Raw genomic sequence first — 15,810 nt, 5'->3', positions numbered from 1 at the left:
CTATTTTAATATTATCCCTAACTTTTCTAAAAATAAACTTCTTTATACCTGATATTTTGCACCTTTGATGATGAAGCTGTTTAGTATTTTCTTTTTGTACTGAATTTGGTACCATTGGTGGTATTATCACCACTAATTCTAAGGTTCCTGCCAGAATTCTCTCTGGTGACAACATGAAGCAAGGTAACGGTTCCGTCCGTTGGATAAAATACAAAATTGCTACTATATTATTTTATTATTCCGCGGGCTTATTCATAAAAAAAGCCCGCTACAGTAATGTACGGGCTTTTCTTTTAGGTTTTCGCAGGAAATTAAAATTCAGCACTCTTCGGGAAACGCGGGAATGGAATAACATCCCGAATATTACCCATACCGGTTACAAACAGCATCAGGCGCTCAAAGCCTAAACCAAAACCAGCGTGAGGAGCCGTGCCGTATTTACGAAGTTCCAGGTACCACCACAGTTCTTCTTCGTGAATACCCATCTCCTGAATGCGTTGCGCCAGTTTATCGTAACTTTCCTCCCGTTGCGAACCGCCAATTATTTCGCCGATACCCGGAAACAGCACATCCATAGCCCGTACGGTTTTGCCATCTTCGTTCTGCTTCATGTAAAACGCTTTGATGTGCTTCGGGTAGTTTATCAGGATTACCGGCTTTTTAAAATGCTTTTCTACCAGGTAGCGTTCGTGCTCGCTTTGCAAATCGGTACCCCATTCTACCGGGAATTCAAATTTCTGCTTGGCTGATTTTAATATCTCAACGGCTTCGGTATACTCCAGGCGCTGGAAATCGTTCTGCACCACAAAGTTTAGCCGGTTCAGCAGTTCTTTGTCGTACATGTCGTTCAGGAACTGCAGATCGTCTTTGCAGTTATTCAGGGCGTACATCACCAGAAACTTCAAAAACTCCTCAGCCAAATCCATGTTATCGGTCAGGTCCGCAAAAGCCATTTCGGGTTCAATCATCCAGAACTCGGCCAGGTGGCGCGTGGTATTGGAATTCTCGGCCCGGAAAGTTGGTCCAAAGGTATAAATCTGGCCCAGGGCCATGGCAGTAACTTCGCCTTCTAACTGCCCCGATACAGTTAAGTTGGTTTGTTTGCCAAAGAAGTCGTCGGTATAATTTACCTCACCGGTTTCGGTTTTAGGCGGGTTAAGCGGGTCTAAGGTGGTAACCCGGAACATCTGGCCGGCGCCTTCGGCATCGGAACCCGTAATAATGGGCGTATGCACGTAGTAGAAGCCGTGGTCGTTAAAGAACTGATGTACGGCAAAAGCCATGGCGTGACGCATACGCAATACCGCCCCAAAGGTATTGGTGCGCGGGCGCAGGTGGGCTATCTCGCGCAGAAACTCCAGCGAGTGGCCTTTTTTCTGCAATGGATATTTCTCGGGATCAGCAGCACCCAAAACTTCAACAGTATTAACCTGGATTTCCACAGTCTGGCCTTTGCCCTGTGATGCCACCAATATACCGGTAGCGGCAATACAAGCGCCGGTTGTTACCTCCCGTAAGCTTTCTTCACTAAACTTTTCGGCATCGGCCACCAACTGAATATTATTTATGGTTGACCCATCATTCAGGGCGATAAAACTGACAAATTTATTTCCTCTTTTAGTCCGGACCCAGCCTTTCACCAGTACTTCCTGGTTTAATTCCGTAGCCGCTAACAATGCTGCAACTTTGCTTCGTTTCATGTTCTTTTAGTATCAGGTATCAGGTAGCAAGTATCAAGACTTGGGTTTGGTTTAAAGTAAAAATATCAGGTGCTAAAGTCGTTGTTCTTATCTCAGGTAAAAGCAAAATTCTGCTACCTGATTTGTGGTACTTGCTACTATTTACACCGCAAAGTAACGATATTTTAACCTTTTTTATTAAAGCCCAGTAAAAATAAGCTAAATTTGAATGTAAATTTCATACATGCCTTGGGTATGAAAACCGTATGCAGCGACTAGATTTAAAGCAACTTTTATCGCAAAAACTGTCTCCCCAGCAGATTCAGTTCATTAAGCTGTTGCAGATACCAACGGCTGAGCTGGATATGCGCATCAAAGAAGAGATGGAGGTAAATCCGGCACTGGAAGAAGGCCCGGAAGATGAATTTGAGCGCTCTGAGGAAGAAAACGATAGCGGCGATGATTTTGACAGCGACGATAGCCTGGACGAGGACTTTGATAACAACCGCGACGATGATGGTCCTGGCCTGGAAGACGACTACCGGCAGGACAACGACGATATTGATTTAGGCGATTACATCCACGACGATGAAATAGCCGGTTATAAGATGCAGGGCGACGGCCCCGGCGAGGAAGAAGACCGCGATATGCCTATTGCGGGCACCTCTACCCTAACCGATGCACTGCTGGATCAGCTTAATTTTCTGAACCTGGATGAAAAACAACATGCCATTGGCGAGCAGTTAATCGGCAGCATTGATAACGATGGCTACATCCGCCGCGATTTAAGCGCTATTGTAAACGATTTAGCATTTTCGCAGAATGTTGAGGTAGATTTGGAAGAAGTGGAGGCTGTGCTGCGCGAAATTCAGACGTTTGACCCACCCGGCATAGCTGCGCGCGACTTACAGGAATGCTTGTTATTACAACTGGAGCGCCGCGAACAAGACTATACAACCGAGATAGCCGAGCAGATTATTCAGGATTGCTTCGATGAGTTTACCAAAAAGCATTATGCTAAAATTCAGTCCAGGCTGGATATTGAGGATGATGAATTAAAAGAAGCCCTGAATATAATTCTGAAGCTAAACCCGAAGCCCGGCGGCACGTCGGCGGGCTTGGCGAAAGCCCAATATATTGTACCGGATTTTATTATTACCAATGATAACGGCCAGTTAAATATTACCCTGAATGCCCGCAACGCTCCGGAATTGCGCGTAAGCCGCTCCTACTCCGAAATGTTTGATGCTTATGACAAAGGCGCTAAGAAAGACAAAAAGCTGAAAGAAGCCGTAACTTTTGTAAAGCAGAAACTGGATTCGGCTAAATGGTTTATCGATGCCATTAAGCAGCGGCAGAATACGTTGCTGCGCACCATGGATGCTATTGTACGCTTTCAGCACGACTTTTTCCTGGACGGCGACGAGACCAAACTGCGGCCTATGATTCTGAAAGACATTGCCCAGGAAATTGATATGGATATTTCTACGGTATCGAGGGTGGCCAACAGCAAATGGGTACAAACCGAGTTTGGCGTTTATCCGCTTAAATATTTCTTCTCCGAAGGGATTGCCACCGATTCTGGCGAAGATGCGAGTAGCCGCGAGGTAAAGCAGATTCTGAAAGATATTATCGACAAGGAAAACAAGAAGAAGCCTTTATCGGATGATAAACTGGAAAAAATGCTGAACGAGAAAGGTTATAATATTGCCCGCCGCACTGTAGCCAAATACCGCGAGCAACTCAATATTCCGGTTGCCCGATTGCGAAAAGAATTATAAATAAGTGAAGAGTTAAAAGTTATGAGTTAATCATACATAATTTTAATGGGAAGGCAGTTAAACTTAGAATAAACTCTTTTTCGTTGTTTTAAATATAATTGTCATATTCAACAACCTTTAACTCTTAACTCTTAACTTTTAACTCTTCACTTATAACGCTCTCCGTGAACCGCACCCTGGCGCTGGCGCTTTCTGTTGTATTTCACCCGCTGCTTATTCCGACTTACTTGTTTGGGTTGGTGCTTTATGGGCTGCCGCAGTCCATGCTTACTTTTCCGGCCGAAAGCCGCTGGGTAATTATGGCCATTATATTTTTCACGACGTTTATGGTACCGGGTTTGGGCACCTACTTTATGTACCGCAACGGGTTTATCAGCAGCATGCACGTAGAAAACCGGCCCGAAAGAAATTTACCTTTTTTCTTTACCACGGTTTGTTTTGCGGTAACCAGTTACCTTTTTTACCAGGAGCAAATATTCGACCGGCTGCTTTTTTACATCATGTTTCTGATTACGCTTTCGGTATTTCTGGTTTATTTAATTTCTTTTCACTGGAAAATTAGCGCCCATAGTGTAGGCTTAGGTGGGGCGTTGGCTATCCTGTTTTTTTTGCACACCAACTTACCCGAAAATTTTCTAATTTACGTAATAGTGGCTGCTGTTCTAATTGTAGGCGCCGTTATGTCGGCAAGGCTGGCCCTGCAGGCGCATACCCCAGCCGAAGTTTATACCGGTTTTCTGTTGGGCTTTCTGGTAGGCTTGGGTATCTGGTTACTTATTGGTTAGTTTCCTCAGAACAGGTTCGAAATATTTACGAGCGTCATAAAGAAGATAAACAAAGCCATTGCTTCCAACCCAATCAGCATATTTAAGGTTGTTTCGGAAGGCTCGCGTAATCTTAAAGCTATTAAAGAAACCAGTATAAGCGCTAGCGGGAAAAATATACCGGTTAAGTAGCGTGTGTAATAAACATGGGATGCTCGCTGATTTCTCAGGCCATACGCGTCTATTATTTCCAACATCCTGGATACTTCTACGTTAATGGTATCGCCCACCTCCGAAGCAGAAAGAAATTCGTCCGAAATAGGAAAGGTATATTTTTCGGTAATAATATTATACGTAGTGGCCGAACCACCCCGAACCCGGGTAGTAAAAACATCATACTCCTGAATAACTACTTCCTCCAAGGAACCCGGTAATAAATAATCCAGAAAAAGCAGCAAAGAACAGAAAAGCACCAGCACCGCTGCTATTTTGTTGATAGCATTTAGTAGCGCGGAGGCATTATTCTTTCCCACTATCAGGGCTTTGTGCTGCTTTTAACTAAATCATCGTTGCCCAATATTTGCTGCCGGATTAAATTTTGAACTTCCGGCTTGTCAAAATCAGCTTCGGATTGAATGTGCGGCATTATTTCGGCCATTATTTGCTCCTGCCGCTCGCCGGTCGCTTTGGCCTGGGCGTAAGAAATATCACTAAAAGTTACCATGGAGTAAAGCGGCAGCCAATGTTCCGGATATAAACTACTTATTTTACTTTCTATTTTTTTTTGTAATAAAAACCGTGCATCAGCTACTTTATCGCGCATTTCAATAAAGTTGTAGATAGCCAAATCGGCCATAGCATCGGTATCGGGTTTGCGTATTTTCTGAAACTTATCGAAAATAGTATGCCAATCGCCGGTATGCTCGTTTAGCAAATCGTTAAAGACGGTACAATCTTCAAAGCCGGCGTTCATGCCCTGCCCGTAAAAAGGCACAATGCCGTGCGAGGCATCGCCCAGCAATAATACCTTATCCTGAAAAGCCCACGGGAAACACCGGATGGTAACCAAATCGCCGACCGGATTTTTAAAAAACTCTTCTACCAGGTTCGGCATCAGGGGCATCGCATCTGGAAATTGCTTTTTAAAAAACCGCTTTACATCGCTTTCGGTTTTCAGGTTGGCAAACGATTCGTGGCCTTCGTAGGGGTAAAACAAGGTACAGGTAAAGCTGCCGTTCAGGTTGGGCAAGGCAATCATCATAAAATTGCCGCGCGGCCAAATATGCAGGGCTTCTTTCTCCAGCAACCACCGCCCAAAGGGCCCTGGTTTAATGGTTAATTCTTTATAGCCGTAATTTAGGTAGCACTGCGAGAAATCAAACCGCTCGGTTTTTTGCATGGAGTAGCGCACCATCGAATAAGCACCATCTACGCCAAACAAGCGGTCAGCATGAATAACCGATTCTTCCCCGGTGGCGGTATCGCGCAAGTGCACCTCGTTGGTTTTCAGGTCTACCCGTTCACATTGTTTGCTAAAGTGCAGGGTAATATTATGCTCGGCTTCTACCAAATCCAGCAAGGCAATATTTAACCCCCCCCGTGAAACTGAATATATTGCCTGCCCTTCTTTACCGTAAGGCTGAAAACTTAGCTTACCCTGCAAATCATGAATCATGCGGCCGTACATGGGAATAGCTACTTTCCGGATTTCGTCGCCAATGCCAATACCGTTCAGGGCTTTCCAGCCGCGGTCGCTGAGCGCCAGGTTGATAGAACGGCCGTATTCTTTGTAGGCTTTCCGGAGGTCTGGTTTGCGCTCGTATAAATCTACTTTATAGCCTTTTTTCCCCAGGTATAAACTCATGAGGCAGCCAACCAATCCGCCACCCATTACGGTAATATGTTCTCTTCTTGACATGCCTTTGGTATGAGCCGATGCTTTTGTTACTGGTAAGTTCTGTTACTGGTAAAGGTATAAATTTAAAATATACCTGAAAGCTGATGAAAATGGATAAATAAAAATACCCGGCTTACTTGAGTCGGGTATTTTTAAGAATATTTCTTATCGTTCTACTTTTGAAAGATTTCATCTTTCAAGGCTGAAGTGCTAACTAATATTTCAAGCCTAAGTTTGCTCCAGGCCGCGGGGGCCCGTTTGGTCATTCGGGCTGCTCATCTTTCCTTTCCTCCTATGTCGGAATGCTAAAGCACTACAACCTTAGAAGGCCCTCATCGCCCAAACTGCTGTAGTCTGCTTCGCAGTTGCTGCCATCCTCTATTTAATTGTAGTATAAATATTAAGCAAAGCCTATTCTATAATCTTCCGGCTGCGCTTAACTATTAGCCGGGCTCTCCTCCTTTAGAAGGAATTGGAGGAGGTAACTACATCTTATAAATAATGGTTAAAGTGCAGACCGTAGCTTTCTTCCTGCAGCACGCCTTTCCATTGCCGGATTATTTTTTTGTACTCCTTGCCAACGGCCCGGATATTCCGGTCCATGTCGTACAGCCCAAGCGCGTTAATATTACCGGCATCGTTGCGCAGCGCCGAATCCCAGTCAACCTGGTCGATGAGGCTGTACCAGGTAAAGCCAACCAGCGGAATACCGTCGCGTTTGAGGCGTTTGGCGTTGGCCCATTCTTTCCGTAACCACCCCACTGAGTTCGGCTCAATCATGTTGGTTTCGGTGTGCATTACCGGCAGGCGGTAGCGGCGGTAATATTGGTGGGTAATAACGTAATAGCCAAATATTTCGCCGGAGGCACTGGTGGTTCCGTTGGGGTGCACCATGTGCTCGTTGGTATAATAATAGTCGTTACCCATAATACAGTGGGCTTTTACCTGGTTTTCGCGGAACCACTGGTACTCTTCCCGGGTCATGCCATTATCTTGCAAGTACAGGAACATTTCGGCCGAAATCGGGTACCCATACGTTAAATCGAGCGACAGGAAACGCTTTTGATTGAGGAAATGCGCCAGCTTAGAGCAGCTCGGGTCTTCGGCGTGGAAATATTCCGAAGATTCGCTCTGAATAAAAATGGCTTCGGGCTGTACCCGCATAATAGCCGCCATGGCCAGCACATTGGCTTTACACAAATGTTTTAAAGCCGTTACGTAAGCCCGGTCGCTGGCTAAGCACTCGTTCCACCAGCCGTACTGGGCCGAGAACATAGCCGTAATAAATATTTCGTTTATAGGCGTATAAAATTGTAAATAGGGATAACGGCGGGCAAATGCCAGCGCGTATTCAGCAAAGTAAGCCGGGAAATCGGGGTTCTGGAAGTTACCCAACCAGTCAGGCATACCGAAGTGGCAAAGGTCCACAATCGGCACAATATTCATTTCCTTCAGGGCATTAAAAGTCTCGTCGGTAAAATCCCAGTTGTACCGGCCGGGCCCTTCGAAAACCGAATAAAACGGCGGCCCGTAACGCAGGAATTCAATTCCCATTTCCTTTACCAGGTTGAAATCTTCGCGCCAGCGCCCGTAGTGGTTGGCTTTCTCCATTTCATCTACCCGTTTTACGGTACCATCCGGCAAGACTATATTCGGATAACTATTCTCGATGCCGGTGGCAAACATAAATTGACTGATTTGTCTCATATAAAAAGCATTAAGTAAGTACTACGCTGCTTTTTTAGCTATCTTAAAGCTCCTGCAGGTTTAATATTTGTTCAGATTATTCTTTTCCGTTTAGGGTTAGCTGCCCCTAATGAAGCAGGTAACTTAACGGCAATATTTCTACTTCAGGTTTATCTGTTTAAAACTGCACATACGACAGATAGCTTATTATCGGTTGCAGTGCCTGCTCCTCATGCAGCACAACCGCTCTGGGTACCAGGTTATTTATTTTAGAACCCATTTATTCGGGAAAGTAGGGTCTTAGGTTTAGATATGCCGCATAAAGCTTTATTTTATCGTACGAAAAGTCAGATTCAGGCGGGTACCGGGGGCTTTGGCGGATTTTGGTAGCTGGTGTTGCCAGTAATGTTGCGTTGCGCCCTGCATGAGCAGCAGACTACCATCTTCCAGCCATACCGATTGCTTCGGAACCGTTTTGTCTTGCCGGTGCCGTAAATCGAAACGCCTGTCTTGCCCAAACGAAACGGAAGCAATAACCGGGTTTAGGCCTAATTCGGGTTCATCGTCGCTGTGCCAGCCCATACTGTCTTGCCCGTGGCGATAATAATTTAGCAGCACACTGTTAAACCTATGACCTGCGGCCGCTTCCACCACTTCTTTCAGTGGTAGCAAAACGGGTAGCCAGGGCAAAGGCTTCATACTAATACCAGAATATTGGTAGCTTTTACCGGCATCGCCGTACCAGGCCGTTAAACGGGGTAGCAAAAATTCTTTCCCGAACATTCTTATTTTATCCTGCCGCCAGGCTACCGTGCGGGTAAGTTCGGTTAGGTAATAATTGCTTTGTCTGGGGCTAAAAAACTGCGGCCAAAAATATATTTCCGCATTGGGTAAGGCTAATTTGGTTTTCATTTCTGGCCGGTTCTCTTTTATTTCTCATTTGGATCGCTATCTTGCCGCTTTCTTACCTTAAAACAGCTTACCAATGGATAAACTATTCCGGGCCTATTACCCCTCTCCGATTGGTACAGTAGCCATAACCGCTACGGAAGAGGCCATTGTATCGGTGCTCTTTACGGAAGAAACTGCAGAACCTAATGCCCCTGATTTGCCAGCCTGCCTCACCGACTGTTTACAACAACTAGCCGAATATTTTGCCGGTGCCCGTAAAGCATTCCAGCTACCCCTGGCTTCATCGGGCACTAACTTCCAGGAGCAGGTATGGCACCAACTCGAAAAAATCGATTTCGGCACCACCTTGTCTTACTACGATTTATCGGTACAATTAGGCAACTTAGCCGCCATTCGGGCAGTAGGCAGCGCCAACGGCAAAAATAAATTATTACTCATCCGTCCCTGCCACCGGGTTATCGGCGCAGACGGGCAAATGGTAGGCTATGCCGGCGGTTTATGGCGCAAGAAATGGCTGCTGGCCCACGAACGTAAAATAAACGGCACCCACCAGTTAACCTTGTTTGGGTAGCCTGGCTCACTATTAGTTTAAGGCAGCAATATTTCTTCCTTAGGTGATATTTGTCTCCACAAGCAGGCAAAATATACTTTTATCTAATCTTTTACCGCCAGGCTCTGCCGCAATATTTCGGCAAAGCAAAAAACATCTTCAAATGTATTGTAAAGCGGGGTGGGCGCTACGCGGATAACGTTGGGCTCGCGCCAATCCAGGATTACCCCGGCCTGGGTAAGCTTTTCGAACACCTGCCGCCCATTTTGATGTACCAGCAACGATAACTGGCAACCGCGCCAGGCCGGATCGGCGGGCGTTATAATTTCGAGTATTTCCTGGGTAGCGCCGAGGTGGTTAATCAAATATTCTAAATAACCGGTCAGTTTTTCGCTTTTCGCCCGTAAAGCCGGCATAGTAGCTGCATCAAAAATATCCAAAGAGGCCTTATGAATAGCCATCGGGAAGATAGAAGCATTGCTTAACTGCCAGCCGGCCGCACCCGGCATGGGTTTAAAGCCTTTCCGCATCTGAAATCGTTCTTCTTTGTTATGTCCCCACCAGCCACCAAACCGCGGTATGCCCGAAGCGTGGGCGTGTCTGGCGTGCACAAAGGTGCCACCAACACCACCTGGTCCGGAATTTAAATATTTATAAGTGCACCACACCGCAAAATCTACATCCCAGTCGTGCAGGTTTAGTAAAATATTGCCGGCCGCATGGGCCAAATCGAAACCCACCTGCGCGCCGGCCTCGTGGCCTGCGCGCGTAATAGCCGCCATATCAAAAACCTGTCCGGTATAGTAATTAATGCCGCCCATCATAATCAGCGCCAGTTCGTCGGCGTGTTCCCGAATGGCCGCCAGAATATCTTCGGTGTGCAATGTATGTTCGCCGGGCCGGGGCGCCAGCTCAATAATCGCTTCGTCGGTATCCAGGCCATGGTATCTTACTTGGGTTTCCAGGGCATACTGGTCTGAGGGGAAAGCACCGGCTTCGGTAATAATTTTATATCGAAAGGGCGTGGGCCGGTAAAAAGATACCAGCATCAGGTGCAGGTTAGTGGTCAGGTTATTCATTACCACTACCTCGTCGGGTTGCGCCCCTACCACCCGGGCTTCTTTTTCCTGCAAATATTCGTGGTAATGCACCCACGGATTGGTACCATGAAAGTGGCCTTCCACCCCTAAATTCTGCCAGTCCCAAAACTCCTGCTCGGCGGCAATACGGGCAGTTTTAGGCTGTAACCCCAGCGAATTACCGCATAAATAAATAGAATCTTTGTTGTTTACCGACGGTATATAAAACTGGTCACGGAAGTGGTGTAAAGCATCCTGGCGATCTAAATCTCTGGCAAAGTCTAAGGTATTCTGGTATTCTAAATGCTGGTAATTCATAAATTAAAATAATTCGGCGTTTGGGCTTCTTCAGGCTTACGCAACAACAACGCAAAAGTCCCACATCCGATATTTTTTTACAGAAGTAAAATAGCTGCTGCAAAATTAAGAATGGGCCGCCGGAAAACTACCTAAGCCATTTTACTATTTATATACACATTAAATAATATGTAAGTAAGTACGTTAAATATTAAAATTTTTTAGCCAAACAGGCGGAAAAGTCGTATAGGCATTTTATCTTTACAGGAAATTAAATAAAACAATGACCATAATCACTTTTTCTTTCGTTGCCCCCAGCTACAACTGCCCTGCATGTTGTATGTGTTGTATGGCGCTTGCGTGAGGAAAGGTTGTATAAATACTACAAACTGTAAAACTTTAAAAGGTCTTTCCTCATATAATCAGGGAAGGCCTTTTTTTATGGCTGAATAAAATTAAATGGCAAATATTATAAACAAGCGGGCAATGTGTTGTTGCTGCCATAATCCGGCAGAAGGGCTTGTTTTGGCTTTTAAATTCTAAAAGCAACTGTTATCAAAGCCTTTCTGATTTAGCGGAAAGGCTTTATTGTTTTATACTAGAAAAATTATAAATAAATATACCAATGCTTAGTTTTCGTTCCGAGTTAGAAAACCCGATTGTTCAGAAAGAGATTCTCGATTTGGATAAAAAAATACGGCAGTTCCGGGGAGGCCAGATGCCCGAAGAAAAATTCCGGAGTTTGCGCTTAACCCGCGGTATTTACGGCCAGCGGCAGCCCGGCGTACAAATGGTGCGGATTAAATTGCCATTCGGCCGTTTAACGGTAAAGCAGTGGTACCGCATCTGCGATGTGTCGGATGAATATGCTTCTAAAAACCTGCATTTAACAACCCGGCAGGATATTCAGATTCACTTTGTGAGCCTGGATCGTACTCCGGAGCTATGGGAAAAGCTGGCCCAGGACGATATTACCTTGCGGGAAGCCTGCGGAAACACCGTCCGGAACGTAACCGCTTCGCCTAATGCCGGCATCGATCCAAACGAACCGTTCGACGTATCATCGTACGCCCACCAAACCTTTAAATATTTCGTGCGCAATCCTATTTGCCAGGAAATGGGCCGCAAGTTTAAAATTGCGTTCTCCTCCAGCGACGAAGACACGGCTTTTTCTTATATCCATGATATTGGGTTAATCCCCAAAGTGCAGTTGGAGAATGGCGAAGAAGTACGCGGTTTTAAAGTTAAAGTAGGTGGCGGCCTGGGTGCTCAGCCGATGTTGGCTTACACCGCTTACGAGTTTCTGCCCGAAGACCAAGTAATTCCGTTTATCGAATCGGTTATCCGGGTTTTTGACCGCCACGGCGAACGCGTAAGCCGCAACAAGGCGCGTATGAAGTATCTGATCCAAAAAATCGGGTTTGATGCTTTTATGGAACTGGTTGCCCAGGAGCGCACGGCAAACAAAACCAAATCTTACGTATTCGACCGCAACAGTGTACCGCAGGCCGAACCGGCCCCGGAAAAAGAAGTACCGAAGGTGGAAATTTTGAACCAGCAGCACTACAACGACTGGCTGAAAACCAACGTAACCGAGCAAAAACAAAAAGGCTTTTACGCGGTTTGGGTGCGGGTACTAAAAGGCGATATTCCAACCGACAAGGCCCGTATTTTAGCCCAACTGGTAAAAGAATATGCCGCCGACGACGTGCGCGTTACGCCTAATCAGGGCTTACTGTTTAAATATATCCGTCAGGAGGCTTTGCCTTACGTTTTCCACGTGCTAAATACGCTCGGTTTTGCTTTACCTGGTTTTAACAGCACTACCGATATTACAACCTGCCCCGGTACCGATACCTGTAACCTGGGTATTACCAACAGCATGAACCTGGCCGAAGTCCTGGAAAAAATGATGCTGGATGAGTATCCGGATTTAATTTACAACAACGATATCAATATAAAAATCAGCGGCTGTATGAACTCCTGCGGCCAGCATGGTTTGGCCCAGATTGGTTTCCACGGCAGTTCTATTAAGCACGGGCCCCACGTTATTCCGGCGCTACAGGTAATGCTGGGCGGTGGTACCGTTGCCGACGGCGAAGGCCGTTTGGCCGAGCGGGTAGTAAAAGTACCTACCAAAAAAGGTCCGGATATTCTGCGGGTTTTATTTGATGATTTTGAAAAAAATGGTCAGGAAGGCGAGCTTTTTAACGAATATTACGACCGGCAGGGTAAAAATTATTTTTACCAGTTATTAAAGCCATTGGCCGATTTAACCAAGCTGCAGCCCGGCGATTACGTAGACTGGGGCCACGTAGAACAATTTGCCACCGCTATTGGCGTAGGTGAGTGCGCCGGCGTAATGATTGATTTGGTAGCTACTTTGTTATTTGATGCCGAAGAAAAAGCCGAATGGGCTGCCGAAGCTTTAAGCCAAGGCGCTAACGCGGATGCCATTTATTACAGCTACAGTGTATTTGTGGGCACAGCCAAAGCGCTGCTCTTAGACAAAGGCGTAAGTGCCAACACCCAGATTGGCATCATTAACGATTTTGAGGCCAATTTTGTAAAGGACGGCACTTTTACGTTTGCGCCTGATTTCAGAACGCACGTAATGCAGATTAACCAGAATGAGCCGACGGCTGATTTTGCGGCTTCTTATTTAGCTGATGCTTTCCGTTTTCTGGAAGCTGCCAGCGCTTACCGGGGTGCCGCCGTAAAACGCCCCGAACTCTTAACCGAAATACTTAAAGTAAACGTTTAAGCTTATAAATCCTTATATATTTCGGTTTAGAAAGCGTTAAATCAATTTAAATGGCAATAATCCGAAAGAAAATAATAGCAGTTTCAGGTAGTCTTAGAAGTAATTCTGTAAACGAATTACTTCTAAGCTATTTAGCTGAACATTACCAGGAAAGCCTGGACATTCAGCTTTATAACCGCATTGCCGAGCTACCCCACTTCAACCCCGACTTAGATACTGAAAACCTTCCGGTTAGTGTCAGAGAATTTCGGGAGGCAATAGAAGCCGCGGATGGAATTATTATTTGCACCCCCGAATACGTGTTTAGCTTACCCGGCGTGTTGAAAAACGCATTGGAATGGACCGTATCAACTACCATTTTCTCCGGTAAACCGGTAGCCTTAATTGTTGCTTCGGGGCAAGGAGAAAAAGCTTATGAAGCCTTGATTCTTATTATGAATACTTTAGGCGCAAGAATTGGTGAGCACGCTAAACTTTTAATTTCGGGAGCCAGAAGTAAAATTAATCGCCAAGGCAATATTCCCGATGAATTTACAGCGAAGGAACTTGATACATTAATTCAGTCGTTGTTGGAAACGATAAAAGATAAGCCGCCGGTGTTAAACCTTGTATAACCGTAACAAGCAAATAAATTCACTAGCTTTTAATACCAAAGGCAATATAATATTTATACAGATTACCCTAAATCATCTTCCTGCCCTTTTAAAACCTACCCTTCTTCACCCAGGAAGGGTAAGGGCGGAACAAAAACTAAATACGTGTTAACCGAAACTGAGCAGAAAACTTCCGCCGCAGAAAACCACTTATTTCCGGTTTTTCTGAAATTACATGATTTACATACCCTGATAGTTGGCGGCGGTTTCGTAGGCGAAGAAAAACTTACGGCCGTTTTACGCAACAGCCCGGAGGCCACCATAACCTTAGTGGCACCCGAAATCCGAACTGAGATTAGAGATCTGGCAAACCAGTACCCAAAACTTAAATTAATTCAAAAGCCTTTCGAAGAAACTGATTTAAACGGGAAAGACCTGGTTATTGCAGCAACCAACGATAAAGGCGTGAACACCTACGTAAAACAGGTGGCCAGAGCCCGCAAAATATTAGCCAACGTAGCCGATACCCCGCAGGAATGTGATTTTTACCTGAGTTCCATTGTTCAGAAAGGGAATTTAAAAATTGCGATCTCGACCAACGGCAAATCGCCCACCGTGGCCAAACGGGTAAAAGAGGTATTAAACGAAACCTTTCCGGCCGAAATGGATAGTTTGCTCCAGAATATTGAACGCATCCGTACTACTTTAACCGGCGACTTTGCTGAAAAGGTGAAGCAATTAAACGCTGTAACTGCTTCGCTGGCGCCGGATGCCGTTTCCGAATCTGTTATAACCCCGGCGCCGGTACAGCCAACGCTGGTTACTACCCAAAAGATAACATTTATCCGACATAGTTGGCGTTACCGCCTGCTCATCGGACTGTCGGCCATAGCCTTAATGGTTTTTGGGCATCTGCTTTTTAGTTTCATGCCGCTTAGCACCATCGGCGGGTATGCTTTGCAGGCCGCTAACAGCATCGAGTCGGATATTCTGTACTTTATGCTGGCCGGTTTCATTGCCCAAATGATCGATGGCGCCTTGGGTATGGCTTATGGGGTAAGCGCTACTACTTTTCTGCTCTCGTTTGGTATTCCGCCGGCGGCCGTTAGTGCCAGCGTTCACGCCTCCGAAATATTTACCAGCGGTGTATCGGGCTTAATGCACCTGCGTTTTGGCAACGTAAACAGCAAATTATTTAAAACATTGTTGCTGCCCGGCGTACTAGGCGCTATCCTGGGGGCTTATGTTTTAACTTCGGCCGAAGAGTATGCCTATATTATAAAACCGGTAGTAGCTATTTACACGCTGGCCCTTGGGTTTATAATTATCCGCAAGGCCATCCGGCAAACGATAAAGAAAAGACGCATCCGCAAAATGGGTTTACTAGCCGTAACCGGCGGCTTCCTCGATTCGGTGGGCGGTGGTGGCTGGGGCCCGATTGTATCTTCTTCGCTCATTGCCAGCGGCCGGCACCCCATGTATACCATTGGGTCGGTTAACCTAACCGAGTTCTTTGTGTCGTTTGCCAGCTCTGTTACGTTTATTACCCTGATTGGCTTTTCGCACTGGCAGGTGGTATTGGGGTTGGTATTGGGTGGTACCGTAGCCGCGCCGTTTGCTGCCCTTATTGCCCGCCGGCTGCCGGTTAAAACCATGATGATAATTGTAGGATTGGTTGTAATCATTCTGAGTCTGCGCAATATTTACACCTCGGTATTTTAAACAGTTTTAAAGGTTAAATATTGATTATTAAATAATTATACAACTATTAGTGTAGGATTTCGAGAAGGCTCCTCCTATTTTTGCCA

At 45.8% G+C, this 15,810-nt stretch carries 12 protein-coding genes and 1 pseudogene; 7 read left to right on the top strand and 6 right to left on the bottom strand.

Annotated elements, in window-relative coordinates; all coding sequences use genetic code 11:
* Window positions 1–311: 311 nt before the first annotated feature.
* Entirely contained in the window at window positions 312–1,700 is a 1,389-nt protein-coding gene (asnS, locus tag AAE02nite_RS16415; protein ID WP_146899902.1) for an asparagine--tRNA ligase, read from the bottom strand.
* A gap of 245 nt (window positions 1,701–1,945) precedes the next feature.
* Between asnS and rpoN the strand changes: the two genes are divergently transcribed.
* A complete protein-coding gene (rpoN, locus tag AAE02nite_RS16410; protein WP_146899899.1) occupies window positions 1,946–3,460 on the top strand; it encodes an RNA polymerase factor sigma-54 in 1,515 nt (504 codons plus the stop codon).
* A gap of 164 nt (window positions 3,461–3,624) precedes the next feature.
* A complete protein-coding gene (locus AAE02nite_RS16405; RefSeq protein ID WP_146899896.1) occupies window positions 3,625–4,245 on the top strand; it encodes a hypothetical protein in 621 nt (206 codons plus the stop codon).
* A gap of 5 nt (window positions 4,246–4,250) precedes the next feature.
* Here AAE02nite_RS16405 and AAE02nite_RS16400 read toward each other — a convergent pair whose 3' ends face one another.
* The 4 genes from AAE02nite_RS16400 to AAE02nite_RS16385 form a co-directional block, all read right to left on the bottom strand.
* Window positions 4,251–4,757, bottom strand: a complete 507-nt coding sequence (locus AAE02nite_RS16400) for a hypothetical protein (RefSeq protein WP_146899893.1) — start codon at window positions 4,755–4,757, stop codon at window positions 4,251–4,253.
* 2 nt (window positions 4,758–4,759) lie between these two features.
* The gene (locus tag AAE02nite_RS16395; RefSeq protein ID WP_146899889.1) at window positions 4,760–6,142 is read right to left on the bottom strand and encodes an FAD-dependent oxidoreductase; all 1,383 of its coding nucleotides are present in this window, start codon (window positions 6,140–6,142) and stop codon (window positions 4,760–4,762) included.
* Window positions 6,143–6,613: 471 nt separating this feature from the next.
* The gene (locus AAE02nite_RS16390) at window positions 6,614–7,828 is read right to left on the bottom strand and encodes a family 1 glycosylhydrolase (RefSeq protein ID WP_218033511.1); all 1,215 of its coding nucleotides are present in this window, start codon (window positions 7,826–7,828) and stop codon (window positions 6,614–6,616) included.
* 306 nt (window positions 7,829–8,134) lie between these two features.
* Window positions 8,135–8,719, bottom strand: coding sequence for an alpha-ketoglutarate-dependent dioxygenase AlkB family protein (locus AAE02nite_RS16385; RefSeq protein WP_146899886.1), 585 nt, complete (start codon window positions 8,717–8,719; stop codon window positions 8,135–8,137).
* Window positions 8,720–8,792: 73 nt separating this feature from the next.
* Here AAE02nite_RS16385 and AAE02nite_RS16380 point away from each other — a divergent pair, with 73 nt between their 5' ends.
* Window positions 8,793–9,290 carry a methylated-DNA--[protein]-cysteine S-methyltransferase gene (locus AAE02nite_RS16380; RefSeq protein WP_146899883.1) on the top strand — a complete coding sequence of 166 codons (498 nt, stop codon included), beginning with the start codon at window positions 8,793–8,795 and terminating at the stop codon, window positions 9,288–9,290.
* A gap of 83 nt (window positions 9,291–9,373) precedes the next feature.
* Here the strand turns inward: AAE02nite_RS16380 and kynU are convergent, their stop codons facing one another.
* On the bottom strand, window positions 9,374–10,666 hold the full coding sequence (gene kynU / locus AAE02nite_RS16375) for a kynureninase (protein WP_146899879.1): 1,293 nt from the start codon (window positions 10,664–10,666) through the stop codon (window positions 9,374–9,376).
* A gap of 604 nt (window positions 10,667–11,270) precedes the next feature.
* Here kynU and AAE02nite_RS16370 point away from each other — a divergent pair.
* The 4 genes and pseudogenes from AAE02nite_RS16370 to AAE02nite_RS16360 all read left to right on the top strand — a co-directional run bounded on the left by AAE02nite_RS16370 (window position 11,271) and on the right by AAE02nite_RS16360 (window position 15,724).
* Window positions 11,271–13,409: a nitrite/sulfite reductase gene (locus tag AAE02nite_RS16370; protein WP_146899875.1), complete on the top strand. Its 2,139-nt coding sequence runs from the start codon at window positions 11,271–11,273 to the stop codon at window positions 13,407–13,409.
* 50 nt (window positions 13,410–13,459) lie between these two features.
* Window positions 13,460–14,023, top strand: coding sequence for an NADPH-dependent FMN reductase (locus tag AAE02nite_RS16365; protein ID WP_146899871.1), 564 nt, complete (start codon window positions 13,460–13,462; stop codon window positions 14,021–14,023).
* A 144-nt stretch (window positions 14,024–14,167) separates the two neighbouring features.
* Window positions 14,168–14,764, top strand: a pseudogene (locus AAE02nite_RS26730) (precorrin-2 dehydrogenase/sirohydrochlorin ferrochelatase family protein); the annotation flags it as partial.
* 135 nt (window positions 14,765–14,899) lie between these two features.
* Window positions 14,900–15,724: a sulfite exporter TauE/SafE family protein gene (locus tag AAE02nite_RS16360; RefSeq protein WP_307725551.1), complete on the top strand. Its 825-nt coding sequence runs from the start codon at window positions 14,900–14,902 to the stop codon at window positions 15,722–15,724.
* The last annotated feature ends 86 nt before the right edge of the window (window positions 15,725–15,810 follow it).

This window comes from Adhaeribacter aerolatus, from assembly GCF_007991635.1.
Taxonomy (GTDB): domain Bacteria; phylum Bacteroidota; class Bacteroidia; order Cytophagales; family Hymenobacteraceae; genus Adhaeribacter; species Adhaeribacter aerolatus.
The sequence above is the reverse complement of the archived record's forward strand: the minus strand, read 5'-3'. Positions and strand labels throughout refer to the sequence as shown.

Excerpts from the sequence above, each read along its gene's own strand:
- asnS (WP_146899902.1), bottom strand. The coding sequence starts at position 1,700 with ATGAAACGAAGCAAAGTTGCAGCATTGTTAGCGGCTACGGAATTAAAC.
- rpoN (WP_146899899.1), top strand. The coding sequence starts at position 1,946 with ATGCAGCGACTAGATTTAAAGCAACTTTTATCGCAAAAACTGTCTCCC.
- AAE02nite_RS16395 (WP_146899889.1), bottom strand. The coding sequence starts at position 6,142 with ATGTCAAGAAGAGAACATATTACCGTAATGGGTGGCGGATTGGTTGGC.
- AAE02nite_RS16390 (WP_218033511.1), bottom strand. The coding sequence starts at position 7,828 with ATGAGACAAATCAGTCAATTTATGTTTGCCACCGGCATCGAGAATAGT.
- AAE02nite_RS16385 (WP_146899886.1), bottom strand. The coding sequence starts at position 8,719 with ATGAAAACCAAATTAGCCTTACCCAATGCGGAAATATATTTTTGGCCG.
- AAE02nite_RS16380 (WP_146899883.1), top strand. The coding sequence starts at position 8,793 with ATGGATAAACTATTCCGGGCCTATTACCCCTCTCCGATTGGTACAGTA.
- kynU (WP_146899879.1), bottom strand. The coding sequence starts at position 10,666 with ATGAATTACCAGCATTTAGAATACCAGAATACCTTAGACTTTGCCAGA.
- AAE02nite_RS16370 (WP_146899875.1), top strand. The coding sequence starts at position 11,271 with ATGCTTAGTTTTCGTTCCGAGTTAGAAAACCCGATTGTTCAGAAAGAG.
- AAE02nite_RS16365 (WP_146899871.1), top strand. The coding sequence starts at position 13,460 with ATGGCAATAATCCGAAAGAAAATAATAGCAGTTTCAGGTAGTCTTAGA.
- AAE02nite_RS16360 (WP_307725551.1), top strand. The coding sequence starts at position 14,900 with ATGGTTTTTGGGCATCTGCTTTTTAGTTTCATGCCGCTTAGCACCATC.